This is a genomic window from Solirubrobacter ginsenosidimutans (assembly GCF_027587205.1).
Window position 1 is genome coordinate 147,439 of record NZ_JAPDOD010000006.1, and the last position, 21,202, is coordinate 168,640.

The 21,202-nt window shown below is 70.4% G+C and carries 21 protein-coding genes; 13 read left to right on the plus strand and 8 right to left on the minus strand.

Annotated elements, in window-relative coordinates; all coding sequences use genetic code 11:
• Window positions 1-22 precede the first annotated feature (22 nt).
• Complete coding sequence (lhgD, locus tag OM076_RS10315) at window positions 23-1,222, minus strand: L-2-hydroxyglutarate dehydrogenase (protein WP_270039629.1); 1,200 nt, start codon at window positions 1,220-1,222, stop codon at window positions 23-25.
• Window positions 1,222-2,904: an L-arabinonate dehydratase gene (araD, locus tag OM076_RS10320; protein WP_270039630.1), complete on the minus strand. Its 1,683-nt coding sequence runs from the start codon at window positions 2,902-2,904 to the stop codon at window positions 1,222-1,224. The genes lhgD and araD overlap by 1 nt, the downstream gene beginning before the upstream one ends.
• 21 nt (window positions 2,905-2,925) lie before the next feature.
• On the opposite strand from araD, the gene OM076_RS10325 reads away from it, so the two are divergent.
• The gene (locus OM076_RS10325; protein WP_270039632.1) at window positions 2,926-3,618 is read left to right on the plus strand and encodes a ribonuclease activity regulator RraA; all 693 of its coding nucleotides are present in this window, start codon (window positions 2,926-2,928) and stop codon (window positions 3,616-3,618) included.
• 610 nt (window positions 3,619-4,228) lie between these two features.
• Window positions 4,229-4,750 carry a hypothetical protein gene (locus OM076_RS10330; RefSeq protein WP_270039633.1) on the plus strand — a complete coding sequence of 174 codons (522 nt, stop codon included), beginning with the start codon at window positions 4,229-4,231 and terminating at the stop codon, window positions 4,748-4,750.
• A gap of 575 nt (window positions 4,751-5,325) precedes the next feature.
• Here the strand turns inward: OM076_RS10330 and OM076_RS10335 are convergent.
• Both OM076_RS10335 and OM076_RS10340 read right to left on the minus strand, forming a co-directional pair.
• Window positions 5,326-6,216: a SecDF P1 head subdomain-containing protein gene (locus tag OM076_RS10335; protein WP_270039634.1), complete on the minus strand. Its 891-nt coding sequence runs from the start codon at window positions 6,214-6,216 to the stop codon at window positions 5,326-5,328.
• Window positions 6,213-6,746, minus strand: coding sequence for an RNA polymerase sigma factor (locus OM076_RS10340; RefSeq protein ID WP_270039636.1), 534 nt, complete (start codon window positions 6,744-6,746; stop codon window positions 6,213-6,215). Before OM076_RS10340 ends, OM076_RS10335 begins: the two co-directional genes overlap by 4 nt.
• A 110-nt stretch (window positions 6,747-6,856) precedes the next feature.
• Between OM076_RS10340 and OM076_RS10345 the strand changes: the two genes are divergently transcribed.
• The 10 genes from OM076_RS10345 to OM076_RS10390 all read left to right on the plus strand — a co-directional run bounded on the left by OM076_RS10345 (window position 6,857) and on the right by OM076_RS10390 (window position 15,559).
• Window positions 6,857-7,450, plus strand: a complete 594-nt coding sequence (locus OM076_RS10345; protein WP_270039637.1) for a class I SAM-dependent methyltransferase — start codon at window positions 6,857-6,859, stop codon at window positions 7,448-7,450.
• A 290-nt stretch (window positions 7,451-7,740) separates the two neighbouring features.
• Window positions 7,741-8,496 carry a GNAT family N-acetyltransferase gene (locus OM076_RS10350; protein WP_270039639.1) on the plus strand — a complete coding sequence of 252 codons (756 nt, stop codon included), beginning with the start codon at window positions 7,741-7,743 and terminating at the stop codon, window positions 8,494-8,496.
• The gene (locus OM076_RS10355; RefSeq protein ID WP_270039641.1) at window positions 8,493-9,023 is read left to right on the plus strand and encodes an NUDIX domain-containing protein; all 531 of its coding nucleotides are present in this window, start codon (window positions 8,493-8,495) and stop codon (window positions 9,021-9,023) included. The genes OM076_RS10350 and OM076_RS10355 overlap by 4 nt, the downstream gene beginning before the upstream one ends.
• Window positions 8,933-10,456, plus strand: a complete 1,524-nt coding sequence (locus OM076_RS10360; protein ID WP_270039643.1) for a metallophosphoesterase family protein — start codon at window positions 8,933-8,935, stop codon at window positions 10,454-10,456. Before OM076_RS10355 ends, OM076_RS10360 begins: the two co-directional genes overlap by 91 nt.
• Before the next feature lie 73 nt (window positions 10,457-10,529).
• On the plus strand, window positions 10,530-11,669 hold the full coding sequence (bioA, locus tag OM076_RS10365) for an adenosylmethionine--8-amino-7-oxononanoate transaminase (RefSeq protein WP_372518022.1): 1,140 nt from the start codon (window positions 10,530-10,532) through the stop codon (window positions 11,667-11,669).
• Window positions 11,654-12,238, plus strand: a complete 585-nt coding sequence (gene bioD, locus OM076_RS10370) for a dethiobiotin synthase (RefSeq protein ID WP_270039646.1) — start codon at window positions 11,654-11,656, stop codon at window positions 12,236-12,238. The genes bioA and bioD overlap by 16 nt, the downstream gene beginning before the upstream one ends.
• Window positions 12,235-13,224, plus strand: a complete 990-nt coding sequence (bioB, locus tag OM076_RS10375; RefSeq protein WP_270039648.1) for a biotin synthase BioB — start codon at window positions 12,235-12,237, stop codon at window positions 13,222-13,224. The genes bioD and bioB overlap by 4 nt, the downstream gene beginning before the upstream one ends.
• Window positions 13,221-13,412, plus strand: coding sequence for a biotin synthase auxiliary protein BsaP (bsaP, locus tag OM076_RS10380; RefSeq protein WP_270039650.1), 192 nt, complete (start codon window positions 13,221-13,223; stop codon window positions 13,410-13,412). Before bioB ends, bsaP begins: the two co-directional genes overlap by 4 nt.
• Window positions 13,394-14,479: an aminotransferase class I/II-fold pyridoxal phosphate-dependent enzyme gene (locus tag OM076_RS10385; RefSeq protein WP_270039652.1), complete on the plus strand. Its 1,086-nt coding sequence runs from the start codon at window positions 13,394-13,396 to the stop codon at window positions 14,477-14,479. Before bsaP ends, OM076_RS10385 begins: the two co-directional genes overlap by 19 nt.
• Window positions 14,480-14,593: 114 nt before the next feature.
• Window positions 14,594-15,559 (plus strand): TerC family protein, encoded by a 966-nt coding sequence (locus tag OM076_RS10390; protein WP_270039653.1) that lies wholly within the window; start codon window positions 14,594-14,596, stop codon window positions 15,557-15,559.
• Here the strand turns inward: OM076_RS10390 and OM076_RS10395 are convergent.
• The 3 genes from OM076_RS10395 to OM076_RS10405 are packed head-to-tail and all read right to left on the minus strand — an operon-like array spanning window position 15,543 to window position 17,679.
• Window positions 15,543-15,902: a hypothetical protein gene (locus OM076_RS10395; protein ID WP_270039654.1), complete on the minus strand. Its 360-nt coding sequence runs from the start codon at window positions 15,900-15,902 to the stop codon at window positions 15,543-15,545. The two genes, OM076_RS10390 and OM076_RS10395, sit on opposite strands and share 17 nt — an antisense overlap.
• Entirely contained in the window at window positions 15,899-16,894 is a 996-nt protein-coding gene (locus tag OM076_RS10400; RefSeq protein WP_270039656.1) for a C45 family autoproteolytic acyltransferase/hydrolase, read from the minus strand. Before OM076_RS10400 ends, OM076_RS10395 begins: the two co-directional genes overlap by 4 nt.
• Entirely contained in the window at window positions 16,891-17,679 is a 789-nt protein-coding gene (locus tag OM076_RS10405) for a polysaccharide deacetylase family protein (protein ID WP_270039658.1), read from the minus strand. The genes OM076_RS10400 and OM076_RS10405 overlap by 4 nt, the downstream gene beginning before the upstream one ends.
• Window positions 17,680-17,748: 69 nt before the next feature.
• On the opposite strand from OM076_RS10405, the gene OM076_RS10410 reads away from it, so the two are divergent.
• The gene (locus OM076_RS10410; protein ID WP_270039659.1) at window positions 17,749-19,296 is read left to right on the plus strand and encodes a hypothetical protein; all 1,548 of its coding nucleotides are present in this window, start codon (window positions 17,749-17,751) and stop codon (window positions 19,294-19,296) included.
• Here the strand turns inward: OM076_RS10410 and OM076_RS10415 are convergent.
• Window positions 19,274-21,139, minus strand: a complete 1,866-nt coding sequence (locus OM076_RS10415; protein ID WP_270039660.1) for a putative bifunctional diguanylate cyclase/phosphodiesterase — start codon at window positions 21,137-21,139, stop codon at window positions 19,274-19,276. The genes OM076_RS10410 and OM076_RS10415 overlap by 23 nt on opposite strands.
• Between the last annotated feature and the right edge of the window lie 63 nt (window positions 21,140-21,202).

Sequence of the window (21,202 nt, forward strand, 5' to 3'; positions counted from 1 at the left end):
GTGCGGGGAAGCAGGGTAGCGCCTAGAGGGCGTCGAGGCGATCCGCGATGACGCGGGCGATGGCCAGGGACGAGGTTGCGGCCGGGGATGGGGCGTTGCGGACGTGGAGGGCGCCCGCGGTCTCGGCGAAGGCGAAGTCGTCGAGTAGGCGGCCGTCGCGGGCGATGGCTTGGGCTCGGATGCCTGCGGGGCCGGGCTCGACGTCGTCGACCGTGAGGCGCGGGACGTAGGCCGCGCAGGCCTCGACGAAGGCGCGGCGGCGGGCGGCGAAGGACATCTCGGTCAGGCCGGTTCGCCAGAACTTGCGCGCCATTCGCCAGGTTCCCGGCCAGGACAGGGTCGAGCGCGTGTCTTCCAGGTCGAACGAGCGGAGTGAGTAGGCGCGGCGGGACGGGGCCAGCAGCGCGGTCGGGCCGAGCCAAACGTCGCCGGAGCTCGTCTTCGTCAGGTGGACGCCGAGGAACGGCAAAGAGGGGTCCGGGACCGGGTAGATCAGACCTCGCACGAACCCGCGCGCGTGGGGGCGGAGCTTCAGGTAGCTGCCGCGGAACGGGACGATCCGGACGTCGTCGGGCTCGCCCGAGGCGACGGCGAGCCGATCCGACCACAGCCCCGCACACGCGACCGCCCGCGTGGCCGGGATCGGGCCCGCAGAGGTCTCCAGGATCGTCGAACCACCGGCACGGTCCAGTCGGGAGACGGTCACGCCGGTCTGGATCGTCGCTCCCAGGCCCTGGATCTCGGCGGCCAGGAAGCGTGCGACGGCCGCGAAGTCGATGATGCCCGTCTCGGGGGAGTGCAGCGCTGCGGCGCCGTCGGCGCTCGGCTCGATCTCGGCGATCTCCGACCGGGTGAGTCGCCGCAGGCCTGGAACGCCGTTCTCAAGACCCCTCCGCTCGAGCTCGTCGAGCGCCGCGAACTCGGTCGGGTCACGAGCGATGATCAGCTTGCCGCACTTCTCATACCCGATGCCGTGCTCGTCGCAGTAGGCGTAGAGCTTCTCGCGACCCTCCACACAGAGTGCCGCCTTCAGAGAGCCGGGTGCGTAGTAGATGCCCGCGTGTACGACGCCGGAGTTGTGCGAGGTCTGGTGTGCGGCGATCTCGCGCTCGCGCTCAAGAACCAGAACCCGAGCGGAAGGGCGGCGCAGCAGGATTTCTCGGGCGGTCGCGAGGCCGAGGATGCCGGCGCCGACGACCGCGACGTCCCAGGGGCGGTCCATCAATGGATCGCGGGCTCGCCGACGCCTCCGCTTCCGTGGAGGAAGTCGAAGTCGCAGCCTTCGTTGGCCTGGGTGACGTGGTCGGCGAAGAGCTGCGTGTATCCGCGGGAGGCGGGGCGTTCTCGGGGCACCCAGACAGAACGTCGCGCTGCGAGTTCTTCTTCCGAGACGAGCAAATCGAGCCGGCGGGAAGGAACATCGAGCACGATCTCGTCGCCGGTCCGCACGAGCGCCAAAGGCCCGCCCACGAACGCCTCAGGCGCCACGTGCAACACGCAGGTGCCGTAGGCGGTGCCGCTCATGCGGGCGTCGGAGATCCGCACCATGTCGCGGACGCCCGCCTCCAACAACTTCTTCGGGATCGGCAGCATCCCCCACTCCGGCATGCCCGGCCCTCCCAAAGGACCGGCGTTGCGCAGAACCAGCACGGATGAGGCGTCGACTTCCAGTGCCGGGTCATCGATGCGGGCGGACATGTCGTCGTAGTCCTCGAACACGACGGCGCGGCCGGTGTGCTGCCACAAGGACGGATCGGCCGCGGAGTGCTTGATGACGCAGCCGTCCGGCGCCAGCGACCCATGCAAGACGGCCAATCCCGCCTCCACCGAAAGCGGGTTCGACCGCGGGCGGATGACGTCGTCGTCGTAGACCTCAGCGCCGCGCAACGTCTCCGACACAGTCATCCCCGACACGGTCATCACGTCGTGCAGGTCGAGGCGGGACATAAGACCCCGCAACCCACCCGCCTCGAAGAAGTCCTGCATCAGGTACTCACCGGCAGGGCGGATGTTGGCCAAGCGGGGAACGGTGCGCGACAACGCGTCGAAGCGGTCGAGCGACAGCGGCACACCCGCTCGGCCGGCCATCGCGATCAGGTGGATCACGGCGTTCGTCGACCCGCCCAAGGCCAAGACCACCGTGATCGCGTTCTCGAAGGACTCCAAAGTCAAAGGTGAAGTGGGAAGCGAGACGATCCGGCGTCCGGAGGCAACCGCCATGCGTGGGTGCTCCGAATCAGCTGCGGGGATCGACGCCGCGCCCGGCAGCGTCAACCCCAACGCCTCGACCGCGGACGTCATCGTCGACGCGGTCCCCATCGTCATGCAGTGCCCGGGGGTGGAGGCGATCCGCTCCTCGACCTCCTCCCACTCGGCTTGCGTGATGTTCCCGGCGCGCAGCTCGGCCCAGTACTTCCAGACGTCGGAGCCGGAACCGAGGGTCGAACCGCGCCAGCGGGCCCGCATCATCGGCCCGCACGGCACGAACACGAAGGGCAGCCCGGCCGACACCGCTCCCATGACCAATGCGGGCGTCGTCTTGTCACACCCGCCCAACAAGACCGCGCCGTCGAACGGATAGGACCGCAACAGCTCCTCGGTCTCCATCGCCAGCAGGTTGCGGTAGAGCATCGTCGAGGGTTTCATGAACGGCTCGCTCAGCGAGATCGCCGGCACCTCGACCGGGAACCCGCCCGCTTGCCAGACACCGCGCTTCACGTCGGCCGCGCGATCGCGCAGGTGCGTGTGGCACGGGTTGATCTCGCTCCAGGTGTTCACGACCGCGATCACGGGCTTGCCCGCGAAGTCCTCGCGGTCGTAGCCCATCTGGAAGGTCCGGGACCGGTGGCCGAACGACCGGAGGTCGTTGACGCCGTACCAGCGGTGACTGCGCAGCTCCTTCACACCCGCAATCCTCCCATGACCATGGATCGCACCCTCGAGCTCCTGAAGTCGGTCAGCACGGCCACGATCACGACGCAGCTGCTCTCGCGCGGCCTGCGCAACGTCTTCCTGCACGGCGTGACGCCGCTCAACCAGCTGCCGATGGCGGGGCCGGCGTTCACGCTCCGTTACATCCCCGCGCGGGAGGACATCGACACGCTCGACGTCTTCAAGGACTACGACCACCCGCAGCGCAAGGCGATCGAGGATGTTCCGCCGGGTCATGTCCTGGTCATGGACTGCCGCAGGCAAACGCGTGCGGCGTCCGCCGGCGGCATCCTCGCGACGCGACTGAACGCGAGAAGAGCCGGCGGGCTCGTGACGGACGGCTCGCTGCGCGACACGCCCGAGGTCGCCAAGCTCGGCCTGCCCACGTTCGCGGCCGGGGCGAGCCCGGTGACGAACCTCGCCCAGCACCACGCGACGGACATCAACGTGCCGATCGGGTGCGCGGACGTCGCCGTCTACCCCGGGGACATCATGGTCGGCGACGCGGAGGGCGTCGTGTGCATCCCGCGGCACCTGGCCGACGAGGTGGCGGAGGCGTCACGTGAGCAGGAGAAGCTCGAGCGCTTCATCCAGTACGAGATCTCCAACGGCGCGCCGCTGCGCGGCACCTACCCGCCGGACGAGGACACGCTGCGGCGCTACCACGAGTCCCAGTTCTCCCGGTAACCGCTCAGGGCGCTCACAGGAAAACCCCAGGGTCCGGGGCCAAGCTCTGTCTCGTGCTGAAGCGAACACCCTCCCGCTCACCAGCCAAGGTCTCTGTCGCCATCGCGCTTGAACGGCGACCGACGCCCGTGTCCTCGGCAGCGCAGCCCTGGACACCCCGCGTTCGCAGGAACTGACCCCTCCGCGCGGACGCCCCCGATGGACAGCAGTGCAGCCGGGCCCGCCTGACCAGCGAGCTCGGCTGGACTGCGTTTCGAGCGGCCAGCACCACTGCTCGAGGGGGACAACCGCACCATCGATTGACCGGGTGGCGCCCCCGAGACACGGCCCCGGGGCGGTCAAGATACGTCTCGTGCTGAAGCGAATCTCCCCCTCGCGAAACAGCCTCACCTCGGCCGCCAATGCGCTCCAACCGGCAGTCGACGTCCGCGGACATGGCAGCGCAGCCATGCTCGCCTCCCAGCGTTGGCGCTGACCACGCCCACGCCAGAACTTCCCTAATGCAGAACAGCCGGCTAAGCCGGCTGAACTGCGTTAACTCTGCAACAACTTCGTGCCAATTCAGTCACGGCGGGGAGCGATCGCCCGATCCCGTGAGACCGTCTTCGGCATGGACGAGATCGTCACCGCCAAGGACCGCACCGCGCTGTTTCGCCAGGGGATCACCGTCGTCGACGCCGAGTGCACGGCCGGCCGGCTGACGCTCGAGGTCACCGGTGGGGATGACGAACGGGTGCGCGCCGCGGTTCGTGCGCGCTTCGGCGAGGAGGCGCGGGTCGAGATCCTCGACAGCTACCCCCGGCAGTTGTACGTCCACCGGTGCGCGGGGCACATGGAGCGTGAGGCCGGACGGCTTCAACTGCGGTGGGTGCTCTGGCCGGGACAGGTGCTCGCGGACATCGTCGTGGTCGAGGACGACGAGTGCGTCGTCGTCCTGGGGCTCATCTCACAGCCGCCGGTGATCGACGACGGCGAGCCATGCGACGTGCCCACCCACGTCTACCTCGAGCAGCCGCTCGGCGAGCGGAAGGTCTACGACGCTTGCGGCGGTGACGAGATCCGCTACGTGAACGTCTACGCCGAGATGGAGGCCGAGCTCGCGGCGGGCACCCGAAGCTCCGCCGGCGGTTAGCCGCGATGCAGGACAGCCGGGCACGCGGCGTCAAGTGGTCACGCAACGGGGCCGGACATCGCTCAGTGACCGCGGGGTCAACCGCACGTCGGACGGCGGCTGTCCACACCCTCGATTCACCGGGCAGCGCCCCCAAGGACACCCTCGCGGACCGGCAAGCTTCGCCTCGTGCTGAAGCGAACCTCCTCCTCGCCCAACAGCCTCACCTCGGCCGCCAATGCGCTTCAACCGGCAGTCGACGTTCGCGGACATGGCAGCGCGGCCATGCTCGCCTCCACGCGCTGGCGCTGACCACGCCACCCGCGTCATCTCCCCATTGCAGCGCAGCCGGCCATCGAGCCGGCTGAACTGCGTTAACGCCTCGCCGCGGTGAGCACGATCGTCGCGTAGGGCATCGTGAACCGCGCGTCGATCGCGGCCCCGGTGGCCGCGAGCAACTCGCCCAGCTTCGCCTGCGGCAGCCGAGCGGCGCCGACATCGACACACTCGCCCCACGCTGATCGGCGCCGCCCACATGCTCTTCACCGGGCCTCCCCCGGACGCCGACGACGTCAAGCGGGTGGTCAAGGCCGTCATCAGCCCTGCATGAGCTGGAGGGTGCCTGGAAGCGGCCCGAAGCACAGCACGGCGGCCGCAAGCCGCGCCTCCCGCGGTGTCGCGAACCCGGACATGGACGCGCCGTCGAGGCCGTCCGGCGCCTCGCGCCAGTTGATGTACGGCACCGAGACGATCCGGTCGTCGAGCACCAGCGCGAGGTGCTGGGAGGTCTGGAGTGGATCGCCCCCCAGGGCCTGGTCGGCGCCGCGCTGCGCCAAGGTGCGGGTCAGCGTCCGGAACGCCTGCCGGCCGCCCGGGGTGAGGTCGAGCGCGACGGTCGTGCCGTCGGAACGCGCGGCAGCGACGTCCGTGTTGGTGAGCGCGGGATCGTCCGCCAGCGCGAACCACCCGCCGTCGGCCTTCAACGCGCGCCCGCCGCTCCGCGAGGCAAGCGCGCGCGCCGCGGACTCGCTCAACGCACCCGCCTGGCCGGCGTTCGGACCACCCGTCACCGCGTCATCGGTCGGCACGGGCCGGCCATCGGGCCCGAGCACGGAGCGCTCCCAGTCGTAGATCGCGAAACGGCCGGGCGCCGTCGCGTCGGCGCCGGCCGCGGGGATCGTCAGGACACCTCCGCCGCTGGCCACCTCGCCGCCAACGCCGGCGGCCTTGACACGCAAGCGCAGGATCTCCGCGGCCTTCCCCGCGTCCCCGCCGACGACGCGATACGTGAGCGTGCCCGCGTTCTGCGCCGGGACCTCGTCACGACGCGAGCCCGGCAGGAGCAGCACGACCACGGCCACGAGCAGCGCGACGCCCACGGCTCCGGCGAGCGGCCGCGACACGCGAGCGCGGCGCCGCGGCGCCGGAGCTGCCGCACCCGCGCGCAACAACTCGGCGCGCAACCGCGAGACGTAGTCGCTGTTCATCGGCTCTCTCCAACTCGGTCGCGCAGGATCTTCAGGCCGCGACTCACCCGCTTGCGCACGGTCGACTCGCTGAGCCGCCCACGACGAGCGATCTCCGCGTAGCCCTGGTCCTCCAGGACATGCGCGCGGATCGCGTCGCGCTGGTCCTCCTCGAGGTCCTCGACCATCTGCGTCGCGACCTCCTCACCAAGCCAGCGGATCATCTCGACGTCCTCCTCACCCACAGCAACCGGCTCCATCCCGAGCCGGGCGCGCATCCGCTCCTCCGCCCGCCCCCGGCGGCGGTAGTCCGACAGCCGCCGGTGGGCGATCGCGAACAGCCATGCGCCCGCCCCCGCCTCCTGCGGCACATACCGAGCACGCGACACCAAAGCCGCCGCGAACGTCTCGGCGGTCAGGTCCGCCGCCACCTCGGGATTGCCCGTGCGGCGCTGGAAGAACCCGAGGAGCGTGCGGGCGTAGCGGTCGTAGAAGCGGCCGAAGTCCTCCAGATCACCGGAAGTGAGAAGGGCGTCGTCCGTCGCATCCATGTACTCACACCAATCGAACCAGCCACCGCGTTTGTGACCCAAGGATCGCGCTATCAATCCAGGCCATCACCGAAACGCCGCATCCACGCTTCGCGCGGGTCTATCCGGGGGTGGCGGCCCGGGCGGACCGGCGCGGCGCCGCGGAGCACCGCCAACGGCTGCTGCGCGGCCTCGCCGGTCGTGTGGTCGAAGTCGGCGCCGGCCACGGCGGGAACTTCGCGCACTACCCGCCGACGGTCACCGAAGTGGTCGCCGTCGAGCCTGAGCCGACGCTGCGAGGCCTCGCGGAAGCGGCCGCCAAGACCGCCGCCGTAGCGGTCACCGTGATCGCCGGCCTCGCCGAGGACCTGCCCTTCGCGGACGGCGAGTTCGACGCCGCGGTGGTGAGCCTCGTCCTCTGCAGCGTTCCTGACCAAGCGAAAGCGCTCCGCGAGTTGCGGCGCGTGCTGCACGCCCAAGGCGAACTGCGCTTCTACGAGCACGTCATCCCGCGAAAGCAACCGAAGCGGGCGCTGTTCCAAATGGCCGATCGAAGCGGCGCGTGGCCGGCCCTCGCCGCCGGGTGCCATCTCTCGCGCGACACGGGTGCCGCGATCGCCGCCGCGGGGTTCGTCATCGAGCGCCTCGACCGGATCGAGTTCCGGTCCGCCGCCCTCGAGCCCCGCCTGCCGTACATCCTCGGCACAGCACGACCGGGTGGCTAGCCACACCCACATTGACCGGCCACCGCCCCCAAAACCGGCACCCGCAAAGGGCAAGATCCCTTTCGTGCTGAAGCGAACCTCCTCCTCGCGAAACAGCCGCACCTCGGCCGCCAATGCGCTCTCACCGGCAGTCGACGTTCGCGGACATGGCAGCGCAGCCATGCTCGCTCCCAGCGCCAGTGCTGACCACACCGGCGCCACCATCTTCTAGAGACAGACCTCCCTACAGCGCGGCCGAGCCCACTCCCCGGGGCTCGGCCACGCCGTAACGCCATATCCTCCGCCGACCAATGGATGACGCGGAGCTCAGACGCCGCTTGTGGGAAGGCTTCGCCGCCCTGCAGACCCTGCTGGGCGGAAGCGCCCGCAACGGGTGGGTGCTCCGCAAGGAGGGACTGGTGGCGAGCGTCGTGCCGAGCGCGCCCGACTCACCGGCGCTCAACGCCGCCGTCGCGCTGAATCCCGAGGCCGCGCCCGACGCCCTCACCGAGCTGGAGATCACCTACGGCGACGCGGGGGTCCGCCGCTGGGCGGTGTGGATCGACGGCGGTGCCCGCCACATCACCAGCCAGCTTCGCGCCCAAGGGCTCGCCATCGCGTCCGCCTCGCCGGGCATGGGGGCGACAATCGAGAAGCTCGGCCTCGACCTGACGACCGCCAATGCGCACCCGAACGCCGGGCTGAGAACCGTCGGCCGTGTGAATGACCTCGCCTACGGCAACGTGGACTCGCGGCTGGAAAGAACGCTGACCACGCTCCAGGAAGGCACGCTCAGGGGCTACCGGGCCGACATGAACGGCGCGCCCGGCGCCGTCGCGCTCGCTCTGCACCACGGCGAAGACTGCGGCGTGTCCTTCGTCGCCACGGTCCCGCAGGCACGACGGCACGGCCTGGCGACGCAGGTGATGCGCTCCGCGCTCGCCGACGCCCAGAACCAGGGCCTGACCACGATCACGCTCCAGGCCACCGAACTGGGCGAGCGCCTCTACCAGCAGCTGGGCCTGAGAAGACTGGGCCCGATGGAGCTGTGGGAGCACCGGAGATGAGCGGCCTGAACCCGGCGCTCGAGGACGTCCACCACTGCCCGCGCTGCGGAAGGCCGCCCCAGATCGACTACCCGCGCTCGATCACCTGCACCCACTGCGGCTACGGCGCCTTCTATAACCCAAAGCCGGTGGCGGCCGTCATCCCGATCGACCCGAACGGGGACATCGTGCTGATGCGCAGGGGCTTTGAGCCCCGGCGCGGGCACTGGTCACTTCCCGGTGGGTTCGTCGACCTCGGGGAGACGATCGAGACCGCCGCCACGCGCGAGGTGATGGAAGAACTGCACCTTCGGGTGCAAATCACGGAGCTCGTGGGCGTTTATTCGCGTGCGGACGAACGCACGGTAGTTGTGGTCTATGCAGCGACCACACAGGGCACTCCCTCTTTGAGTGAGGAGGCCCTCGAGGTGCGGGCATTTGCGCCGAACGACATCCCATGGCAGGACCTGGCCTTCTGGAGCGAACACCAAGCACTAAGCGACCTCCTGTCAGGAGCTGGCTCAAGGTCAAGGTCCGCGCCCTCCTGAACCTGCGGCGCCTGCTGGCGCTGCTACTGGTCTTCGCCGCCACGCTGTTCGGCGGCTATCTCGCCCTCGTCAGCTTCCATGACGAGGATCGGCTCTCTGTCGGCGAGATCCGGATGTCGATCGACCCCGGGCACAAGGGGGCGCTGGACGTCTACGTGCCGCTCGTGGACTGGGGAGCGCGCTTCGAGGCGATCCGCGCGCCGCTGCGGGTCAAGGTCGATCTGCAGACGATCGACCGCACCGTCGCCCAATCGCTGGCCGAGGGCAAGTCGCTGGACGTCCAGCAGGTGCGGCGCGAGGCCCGCGACGCGCTCGCGAACTACCTGCGCAAGCTGATCGCGCTCGTCGTCGCGGCGGCGCTCGTCCTCGGCCTGCTGGTCGCCTTCGCGATCCGCTCCCGCGTGCCGCGGCTGAGATGGACGAGCCTGCTGGCGATCGTCACCAGCCTCGGGATCGGCGTCGCGCTGGTCGTCCTCATCCCCCCGCGAGGCGAGATCTCGGACCCGCAGTACTACGCCCACGGGCCGGACATCCCGCGGGCGCTGGAGGCGGTCGAGGCGGCACGAAGGACGAGCGGCGTCCTCGACCAGGAGCTCGACGCGCAGCTCGTCGGCCTTGCCCGCCTGGTCGTCGCCCCGGGCCGGCGCCGCAGCCTCGCCGATCAGCCGGTGATCACCGTGGCGTCGGACCTGCACAACAACACGGTCGGGCTGGGCGTGCTGGAGCGGTTGTCCAACGGCGGCCCGGTGTTCTTCGTCGGCGACCTCACCGATCGCGGCAGCCAGCTCGAGACGAGCCTCGTCCGGCGCTCCGCGCACAGCGGCAAGCCGTTCGTGTTCGTCACCGGCAACCACGACTCCGACTACCTCGCCCGCGCGCTCGCGGGCGAAGGCGCGATCGTCCTCACCCGCACGGGGCGGATGCGGGAGGACGGGACGACCGACAAGCGCCTCGTCCACACGATCGAAGGGCTGCGCGTCGCCGGCTACGACGATCCCTACGAGCGCCGCTCGGCGGAGTCCTTCAAGGACCGCTACGACAGCGTGCCCGACCCGGTCGAGCAGGACAAGTTCACGGGATGGCTGATGCCGCTGATCGGCAAGGTCGACGTCGTGATGGTCCACGAGCCGGCGCTGATCGCCCCCGCGCTGCAGATCCTCAAGGACAAGCCGCCGCAGCAGCCGCTGGTCTTCCTCGTCGGCCACACCCACAAGGCCGATCTGCAAAAGCAGCCGGGCGTGACGGTGATCAACGGCGGGAGCGTCGGGGCGGGCGGGACCGGGAACCTGAGCGAGCCGACGGCGCTCGGCATCGCCCGCTTCGTCTTCACGCTCAAGCCGAGCTTCCAGCCGCTGGCCGCCGACCTCGTGTCCATCAACCCCGGAACCGGCAGCAGTTCCGCCCGCCGGGAACGCCTGGATCCAACGGGCTAATAGAGTCACGCCCACGTTGTGGGATGAGCTGCTGGAGCTGGACCGCGGTCGCGTGTGGCACCCGTACGGGCCGATGCCCGCTGTCGTGCCGCCGCTGCCCGTCGTCTCGGCGGAGGGTGTGCGGCTCAAGCTCGCCGACGGGCGCGAGCTGATCGACGGGATGGCGTCGTGGTGGTGCGCCATCCACGGCTATCGCAACCCGGAGATCGACGAGGCGGTGCGGGAACAGCTGGACCGCATGGCGCACGTGATGTTCGGCGGCCTCACCCACGAGGGCGCGATCCGGCTGGCGGAGCGGCTGACCGACTGGACCGGGCTCGACCACGTGTTCTTCGCGGACTCGGGCAGCGTCAGCGTCGAGGTCGCGATCAAGCTCGTCCTGCAGTACTGGCACGGGGAACGGCGCAAGCTGCTGACCTGGCGGGGCGGGTACCACGGGGACACGTTCGGCGCGATGGCGGTCTGCGACCCCGACGGCGGCATGCACTCGATGTGGAAGGGAACGCTCGCCGAACACGTCTTCGCGCCGCTTCCGGAGTGGACGCCGGAGTGGGAACAAGCAGTTCGTCAGCTTTTCGAGGACCACGACGACCTTGCGGGTGTGATCGTCGAACCCATCGTCCAAGGCGCAGGCGGGATGCGCTTTCACCCGCCGGAATGCGTGGCGCTGTTGCGCGAGCTGTGTGACACGCACGAGGTCCCGCTCGTCCTGGATGAGATCGCGACCGGCTTCGGAAGGACCGGGACGCTGTTCGCCGCGGCCGAGCACGCCGACATCCTCTGCCTCGGCAAGGCGCTGACCGGCGGGTACATGACGCTGGCGGCGACGCTCTGCACGGCGGCGGTCGCGGAGCGCCTGAACGGGCCGCTCATGCACGGGCCGACCTTCATGGCCAACCCGCTGGCGACCGCCGCCGCGCTGGCGTCAACCAACATCCTCTCCAACGGCGCGTGGCGGTCCGATGTTGCGCGCATAGAAACCGGATTGTCAGCCGGTTTGCAGGACGTGTCCGGCAGCCGGGTCAAGGGCGCGATCGGCGTGATCGAGCTCGACGCACCCGTCGACGTCGCGGGGGTCACGGCCGTCGCCGTCGAGCACGGCGTGTGGCTGCGGCCCTTCCGGAACCTGATCTACACGATGCCACCGTACATCACGTCCGACGAGGACCTGACGCGCATCACCGAGGCGATGGTGGCATGCGCATCGTCGTAACCGGGACCGACACCGGCGTGGGCAAGACCTACGTGTCCGCGGCGCTCTGCGATGAGCGCAGCACCTACGTCAAGGCCGCGCAGACGGGCGATGACGACGACGCGCGCACCGTGCGCGAGCGCTCCGGCGCGACCGTCCACACGCTCGCCGCCTATCCCGAGCCGCTCTCGCCGGAGCGCTCGGCCGCCCGCGCCGGCGTGCCGTGCATCACGCCGCAGGAGATCGCGCGGTTCGTCGACACGCTCGAAGGGCGGGTGGTCGTCGAGGGCGCCGGCGGGCTGCTGGTGCGCTTCGGCGACGGCGGCACGATCGCCGACGTGGCCGAGCTGCTCGACGCGCCGCTGATCGTCGTCGCCCGCGCCGGCCTCGGCACCCTCAATCACACTGCGCTGACGGTCGAGGCGATCGAGCGCCGCGGCCTGCGATGCCTCGGCATCGTGATCGGCTCGTGGCCGCACGACCCCGATCTCGCCTCGCTCTGCAACCTTGACGACCTCGCAGCCATCGCCCCTGTCCTCGGCAAGCTTCCCGAAGGCGGCAAAGACCTCAAACTGGAGATCCCCGCATGATCCTCGACATCGCCCGTGAGCAGGTCCTCGAGCGGGGCGTCGGCCTCGACGAGGCGCAGACGTTGCAGGTCCTCCAGCTGCCCGACGAGCGGGTCGACGACGCGCTCGAGCTCGCCCACGAGGTGCGGATGCGCCACTGCGGACCTGAGGTGGAGGTCGAGGGAATCGTCTCGATCAAGACCGGCGGCTGCCCGGAGGACTGCCACTTCTGCAGCCAGTCGGGCCGGTTCGAGACGCCCGTACGGGCGGTGCGACTGGACATCCCGTCGCTCGTCCAGGCCGCGCGCGAGACCGCCGCGACCGGCGCCACCGAGTTCTGCATCGTCGCCGCCGTACGCGGCCCGGACGAGCGGCTGATGGCGCAGGTGCGCGACGGCGTGAAGGCCATCACCGAGGCCGTCGACATCAATGTCGCCTGCTCGCTCGGCATCCTCACCCGCGAGCAGGGCCACGAGCTGGCCGACCTGGGCGTGCACCGCTACAACCACAACCTCGAGACCGCCCGCTCGCACTTCGGCAAGGTCGTCACCACCCACACGTGGGAGGAGCGCTGGGAGACCCTCGAGCTCGTGCGCGAGCTGGGGATGGAGGTCTGCTGTGGCGGGATCATCGGCATGGGCGAGACGCTCGAGCAGCGCGCCGAGCTGGCGGCGCAGTTCGCCGCGCTGGACCCGGACGAGGTGCCGCTGAACTTCCTCGACCCGCGCCCGGGCACGCCGTTCGCGGACCTCGAGCCGGTGCCGGCGCTCGATGCCCTGCGCACGATCGCGGCGTTCCGGCTCGCGCTGCCGCGCACGATCCTGCGCTTCGCGGGCGGGCGGGAGCTGACGCTGGGTGACCTCGGCGCGCGCCAGGGCATGGTCGGCGGCATCAACGCCGTCATCGTCGGCAACTACCTGACCACGCTCGGCCGCGACCCGCAGGAAGATCTCGACCTTCTCGCGGAGCTCTCGATGCCGGTCAAGGAGCTCAGCAAAACCCTGTGATCACGGAAGTCGAGAGACGAGCTCTCGCGCCCTATTGCGCCGGGTGCGGCAAGCCCGTGCGCGAAGGGGAGCACGCCCGCTGCCTGCGCCCGCTGGACCCGCCCCGCTTCTGCGCGGACTGCGGCCGCAAGCTCGCGGTCCAGGTGCTGCCGACCGGTTATGAGGCGACGTGCGTCCGCTGCCCCTGATCGACCCGAGCCTGCACCGCGAGCTGCGGACGATCGAGAGCGCACAGGGCCCGAAGGTCACGCTCGACGGGCGCGAAGTCCTGCTGCTGTGCTCGAACGACTACCTCGGCCTCGCGGGCGATCCGCGGGTGCGCGCGGCCGCGGCGCGCACGGCTGAGCAGTGGGGCGCCGGCGCCGGCGCTTCGCCGCTGCTGAGCGGGCACATGGGCATCCACGCGGAGCTCGAGGCGCGGCTCGCCGAGCTCAAGGGCACGGAGGCGTGCGTCCTCTTCGGCTCCGGCTTTCTCGCCAACACCGGTGTGATCGCCGCGCTCGCGACCGACGGCATCGTGGCGTCCGACGCGCTCAACCACGCCTCGATCGTCGACGGCTGCCGCCTGGCCCGCGCGCAGACGCTGATCTATCCGCACGGCGAGGTGCCGCAAGGCGCCGACGTGATCGTGACCGACGCGGTCTTCTCGATGGACGGCGACATCGCGCCGCTCGAGGCGCTGGTCGAGACCGGGGCGCGGGTGATCGTCGACGAGGCCCACGCGACCGGCGTGATCGGCCCGCAGGGACGCGGGCTGGTGCACGAGCTGGGGCTCGCGAACGAGGTCATCACGGTGGGCACGCTGGGCAAGGCGCTCGGCTCGTACGGCGCCTTCGTCTGCTGCGACGCCGAGACCGCGGACGTGCTCGTCAACCGCGCCCGCACGCTGATCTACTCCACCGCGCTGCCGCCGCCGTCGATCGGCGCCGCCCTGCAAGCGCTCGAGCTGCTGCCGGAGCGCGTTCCGCGACTCCATGCCAATGCCCGGACACTCCGCGCGGCACTGCATCTGCCCGAGAGCGACATGCCGATCGTCCCGCTCGTGTTCGGCTCGCCCGAGGCGGCGCTCGAACGCTCGGCCGCGGCGCTGGAGCACGGGATCTTCGCGCAGGCGATCCGCCCGCCCACCGTCCCCGAGGGGACGAGCCGGCTCCGCCTGGTCGCCACCGCCGCCCACGATCCGGCCGATCTCGAGCGTGCGGGACAGATCCTTTATGAGAACGTTATGAGCGAAACGCGCTACGCTGTTCCTTGAAGGGAAGTAGTCCCGACGGGTGACGTACGTCAACACGGCCGCCGATAGCGGCCCGGCGTCATCGGCCTGAAGCAAGGCGGACGAAACCTTCTCCAACCACCAGGAGAAGACCCCTTGCTGCTCACCGCTGCCGCCGAAGCCGACAAGCTCAACCTCGACATCTCTCTCGGAACCTGGGCGATCCTCGGCGCGGTCATCGTCGCGATGCTCGCGTTCGACCTCTTCGTCTACGCCCGCGGGCACATACCGAGTGTCCGCGAGAATGCACTCTGGTCGGTCGGCTGGATCGTCGTGGCGCTGGCGTTCGGCGCGATCTTCTGGGTGTGGCAGGGCAGTGAGGCCGGTTCGCAGTACTTCGCCGGCTACCTGCTCGAGCGCTCGCTCTCGCTCGACAACCTGTTCGTCTTCGCGGTGATCCTGAGCTACTTCGCCGTCCCCGGCGAGAAGGTCCAGGGCAAGGTGCTCGCGTGGGGGATCATGCTCGCGCTCGTCCTGCGGCTGGTCTTCATCATCGCCGGCGCGGCGCTGCTGGACGCGTTCCACATCACGTTCTACGTCTTCGGCGCGCTGCTCCTCTACACCGCGTACAAGCTCGCCCGTCACGACAACGTCGAGATCGAGCCGGAGCACAACCCGCTGCTCAAGCAACTCCGCAAGCGGGTGACGATGACCGACGACTACGACGGCGACAAGCTGTTCACCAAGGTCAACGGCAAGCGCGTCGCGACGCCGCTACTCGCGGTCTTCGTGGTGATCGCCTCGACGGACATCCTCTTCGCGGTCGACTCGATCCCGGCGATCTTCGCCGTGACCCAGGAGCCCTTCATCGTCTTCGCCGCCAACGCGTTCGCGTTGATCGGCCTGCGGGCGCTGTACTTCCTGCTCGTGGGGCTGATGGACCGCTTCGTCTACCTCACGCAGGGCCTGTCGGTCATCCTCGCGTTCATCGGCGTGAAGATGCTGCTGATCGACGTCTGGCACGTGCCGATCTGGCTGTCGCTGGCCTTCATCGCCGGCACCCTCGCGGTGACCGCGGTCTTGTCGCTGCGGGCGGAGCCGAAGGCTAAGACGCCCGCGTAGCGCGGGCCAGCGCCGCGGCGATCAATAGGCAGCCCGGCGAGTACAGCCGGGCGTTGAACGTCGCGAAGGGTGGCTTGTCGCCCGCGGGCAGGAGCTGCGGGCGAGCCAGGCCGATCACGCCGCGGGCAGCGAAGGCGGCGGCGGTGATACGCGGGGCGCGCGCGGCGCCGAGCGCGAGCCCGGCGCTCACGGCGAGACACCACGCGGTATTCGGGACGGTGTCCGTGCCCTGGACCGCGTTGGCCAGCTGCTGCTGGTCGGCGAACGGGAACGGCGATCCGGTCGCCCACAGCGCGTGCATCGCGCTCAGCCCGAAGACCGTCGCCCGCCCCGCGTCGATCACGCGTGGGCCGCGACCGGGAGCGCGATCTGGACGTGCTCGTGGGTGCAGGGCTGGCCGGCCGCGACGTGGAACCGCCGCGCGGCGAGGTTCATGACCACCGAAGCGACCGTGACGGTCTGCTCCACCCACGGCTCGGCGGGATCGAGATGGCGGCACACGCCCTTCGGGTGGGACTCGTGGCTGCGCAGGGCGTCGAGCAACGGTTGCGTGCGGACGACCTCCAGGCGCGGGATCGTGCTCGGCGACTCCTCCGGCACGACGTCCTCACCGCGGCGCGGCGGCTCGAGGAAGTGGTTCGTGTGGGCGCCGACGGCGCCGCGGATCACGTTCGCCCCACCCGGGGACAGCTCGACGCTGGCGACGTCCTTGGGCGCCGCGACGGTCACCGCCGAACTGGCGCTCGTGGAAGCGCTCGTCAAGAGCTCGATCGCCTCGTCGACACTGCGGCACGTCTGCAGCGTCCGCCGCAGCAGCAGGTGGATCGGCGTGCCGTCCAGGCCGCCGTCGGCGGTCGTCTCCAGCAGGTTCAGGCACACGCCGAGGCCCGCGTCGTTGAGCCCGATCTTGCCCAGGATCCCGGCCTCGGTCAGCGTCGCGAACCAGCCATGCTCATGCTCGACGATCCACACGACCGTCGACGCGGCCGCGTCCGGATGCCAGTCCCAGTTCTGGGCGAGCAGCCCGCCCTGACCGACGACCGAGCACTCCGTCTTCGGGCCTTTGCCGGCGAGGATCTCGGTGCGCGCGTTGGCCGCCCGCAGCTCGAACTCGTCCTGCTGCGCGCCGTCGGCGATCCCCCGGATCTCCTCCTGCTCGGCGGCCTCGAGGTTGACCGAGTGGCCGATCGCCTTCGCGTCGGAGCCGTCGGTCTCGGCGAACATCCGGCGATACAGCGCGACCGTGTTCGCGACCGGCCGCGCCTGCGCGCGCCCGAACGCCAGCCCGCGTTCGTACGGCGTTCGCTCGTCGGAACGATGGACGGGGAAGGTCATCCACTGACGAAGGCTGCCACATCCTCGTGGCTGGCGAACCACACCTTCGCCCGTTCGGTCATCGCGGCGATCATCCGATCCAGCAGCTTCGCCCGGTGGCCGCGCCCGATCACCTCCGGATGCATGGTGTAGGTGACGTGGCGCCCGTCCTCGCGGGCAGCGTCGAATTCGGCGAGCCAAGTGGCGAGGAACGCCTCCGGCGCGGTGAACGCGTCACCCCGGCCGGGCTTCCAGTGCAAATGCGGCCAGTCGTCGAGGCTCCAATGCACGGGGAGCTCCAGCAGCCCGTCGACGACATACGGCCGGTCGTCGCCCATCAGGCTGCTGTCGTAGCCGAACCGGTGCTCCTTCAGCAGCGCGAACGTCTCGGGCGTGAGCTCCCAGCTGGGGCTGCGGTAGCCCTTCGGCGTGACCCCGAGCCGCCCCGCGAGCGCCTCGAGCCCGCGCTCGATCTCGTCGCGCTGCTCGCGAGCATCGATCGCATCGCTCTGCTTGTGCAGGTACCCGTGGTGGCCGATCTCGTGGCCGGCCGCCTGCACCGCCTTGATCGCGTCGGTATGGCGCTCCGCCGTGTCTCCGGGAACGTAGAACGTCCCCTTGATCGAGTGCTTCGAGAGGATCGCCAGGATCCGCGGCAACCCCCGCGTCACGCCGAAGCGCCCCTCGCTCAACGTGCTCAATCGCCCCGCGTACGCGGGATCGCTCCCGAGCCAGCCGCTCTCCGCATCCACGTCGAAGGTCAGCGAGACCGCGACCTCCGCCGCTCCAGGCCAGTCTGTTCGCATGAGCTGATTGTCCGTCGCGGGTTGAAATCGAGGCGGCGATCTGGAAATTTGGGCGCCCCCGTGACGTCGATGAGACACCTGCTGGTCGCCGCCGTCCTCGGGCTCGCCTTCCTCGCCACCGCCGCGCCGGCACGCGCCGGAACGTATGAGGTTCGCTCGTGCGGGACCAATTCGGCGAGCGCGTTCGTCCTGTCCAACGACAGCCCGTCGACGCTCGCCACCGGCACGCAATGCCCCCAGAACGGCTCGCAGTTGCTGAGCGGGGTGTTCGCCGGCGTCTCGAACGCGACCTTCACGCTCGCCGGGTCGGGGGCCTCGTGGACGATCGCCGCGCCGCCCGGTCTGCTGCTGCAGCGGCTCGACGTCCGGCGCTCGATCGGCCGGTTGAATTCGGCGTGGAATGTCGAGGTCTCGACCCCGGAGCGGGTGCTCGAAGGCTGCGGCAGCGCCGATTCCTCGAACTGCAAGCGCGGCAACGCCGGGGGCGAAGCCATGAGCTACCCGGACCTGGGTTCGCGGTCGGTGACCTTCCGGGTCGAGTGCCGCCCCTCCGACGAAGACGTGGCCTGCGTCGGCCGGCAGAACACGCAGGCGTGGGTCGCCATCTACAGCGCCACCGCGCAGGTGGCCGACCCGGCGCCCCCGGTTCTCTCGCCGTTGCTCGCTTCCGGCTGGCAGAGCGGGAGCGACAGCATCGACCTCCAGGCGAGCGATGCCGGCGGCGTGAAGTCGTTGAGCCTGTTCGCGGGCGACACGAAGCTCTTCGAGCGCCAGCAGGCCTGCGACTACTCGCGGATGCAGCCGTGCCCGCCGAGCCAGCACGAGACGGCGAGCGTCGACACCTCCAAGCTCACGGATGGGACGTACCAGCTCAAGGCGGTCGCGACCGACGCCGCCGATCAGCCCGGGACGGCGACCTCCGTGCTCAAGGTCGACGGCACCGCGCCCACGGCACCCACCGGCCTCGTGCTCTCGCGCAACCCCGACGGAACCTACGGACTCACGTGGGTCGACCCGGATCAGGGAACCGCGGCGCCGATCGCCGCGGCGCACGTGCAGGTGTGTGACGGCGCGACCTGTGACGCGAGCAAGGTGTTCGCCGGCAGTGGCATCAACCGGGTCGGTTCGCTGGACCTGCCGGCCGGAGAGCGGACGCTCAAGGTGTGGCTCGAGGACGAGGCGGGGAACGCGAACGCCGCCAACGCCGCGACGCTGACGGTCGACCCGACGACGATCGAGGCGCCGAACGTCCTGCAGACACGGCCGCCGGTGCTGGAATCCGGCTCGATCGCGCCGCCGAAGTTCCGGGTCACGAAGGCGCGGCGAAGCGGTTCGACCCTCACGCTGTCCGGCACCATCGCCAAGGGCGCCAAGGCCTCGATCACCGCGAAGCTCGCGAAGGCCATCCGAACCACGACGCTCACCACCGCCAAGGCGAAGCCAAAGAACGGAAAGTGGTCGCTGAAGCTGAAGCTGAGCTCCAGCCTGCGCCGCGCGAACTCGTACTACGTGAGCGTGAGCTTCGCCGGCGAGAGCGCGTTCGGCAAGTCCACGCTGCGCCGCCGCCTGGCCAAGAAGGCCGGCCGCACGGAGCTCAGCTTGCAGTCGGTGCGCTGACGCGCACCGCGATGCCCACGAGCTCCTCCGCCGGCACCGGGCGCCCGAACAGGTAGCCCTGGCCCAACCGGCAACCGAGTGCGCGCAGGGCGTCGGCCTGCTCGGGCTCCTCGATGCCTTCCGGGATCAGCACCAGCCCGAGCGATTCGCCCATCGCGACGATCGCCTGCAACAAGCCGCTGTCGTCGCAGGCATCGCGGGTGAAGGAACGATCGATCTTCAGCACGTCCATCGGGAAGCGGCGCAGGTAGCTCAGGGATGAGTAGCCGGTGCCGAAGTCGTCGATCGCGAGGCGGACCCCGAGCCGGCGCAGCGCCTGCAGGCGCTCGGCCTCCAGATCACCCACCAGCGAGGACTCGGTGACCTCCAGGACCAGCCGCGCGGCGTCCAGGCCGCCGTCGGCCAGTGCACAGGCGACCTCCTCGACGAAGCCCGGCTGCTCGAGCTGGGCGCCGGCGACGTTGACGGAGAGATAGGGCGCACCCGCCCACCGGGCGGCGTCGCGGGCGGCCTCGCGCAGCACCCAGCGGCCCAGCGGCACGATCAGCCCGGTCTCCTCGGCCAGCGGGATGAACTCGCCCGGGCCGAGCAGGCCGCGCGCCGGATGCTCCCAGCGCACGAGCGCCTCAAAGCCCGCGACCCGGCCCAGATCGAGATCCACGATCGGCTGGTAGTGGAGCACGAGCTCCTCGTTCTCGATCGCGCGCTCGAGCTGCTCGCGACGGTCGAGGCGCTCCACCGCGTGGGTGTGCATGTCCTCGGTGAACAGCGCGCAGCGGTTGGTGCCGGCGGCCTTGGCGGCGTACATCGCGAGGTCGGCGTTGCGCAGCAGGTCCGGGCCGGCCGCGGTCGTGGCGATGCCGATCGACGCGCGCAGATGCAGGCGCTTGCCCTCGAGCATGACGGGGCCGGCGAGCACGGAGAAGATGCGGTCCACGAACGCGTCGATCTCGGAGACCTCGCGCGCCAGGATCGCGAACTCGTCGCCGCCCAGGCGGGCGACCATGTCGTCGGCGCGCAGCGCGCGCTCCAGGCGCTCGCCGCAGATCTGCAGCAGGCGGTCGCCCGCCGCGTGCCCGAGCGAGTCGTTGACCTGCTTGAAGTCGTCCAGGTCGAGGAACGCGACGACCGCGGGCTCACCCGCGGCCAGCGTCTCGGCGATCCGGCGCTCGAACAGCGGGCGGTTCGGCAGACCGGTCAGCGAGTCCGAGAAGGCGAGCCGGCGCAGATGGCCGTCGTGCAGGCGCCGCCGTCCGGCGCGCTCCAGCAGGCCGAGCAGCGCGGTCACGCCCACCACCAGGAGGATCATCACGGCGACCGTGCCGATCCACGAGACGCGATCGCTGCGCGCCGCGAGCCGGCGGTTGAGCGCGGCGGCGCTGCGCAGCTCGTCACGCAGGTCGTCGAATGCCGGGTCAACCACGGCCACGACGGCTTCAGCGCTCGCGAAGTCGCGCGACCGCATCAGCGCGAACTCCTGCTCGAGCCCGGGCCGGAGGGTGCGGTAGGCGGCGAGCGCGCGGGTCGCACCCGCTCCGCCGTCGCCCTGGAGCGCCAGCAGCTGGCTGCGCATGGCGTCCAGTCGCGCGGTCACCTCGGCCTGAACGGGGAGCGGAACGCGGCGGCGCGAACTGGCCTCCCACTCGAGCGCGCTCAGCCGATCGGCGCTGGCCTCGATCACCATCAGCTGCTCGTACCGGCCGCGGCGGTCGTCGGCGCGGCGGTGGAAGGCGGCGATGCCGAGCGTCGCCACCGCGGCGAGCAGGGCCACGACGGTCGCGATGAAGATGGTGCGGCGGCTGCCCTGCATCTCCCCCGTGTAGTCGACCTGGGGGAGATGCACTTGACGCGCCATTTTTCGGGGACGAACGTCAACTGCGCCGGATGGTGAGCGAGCGCGAACCTG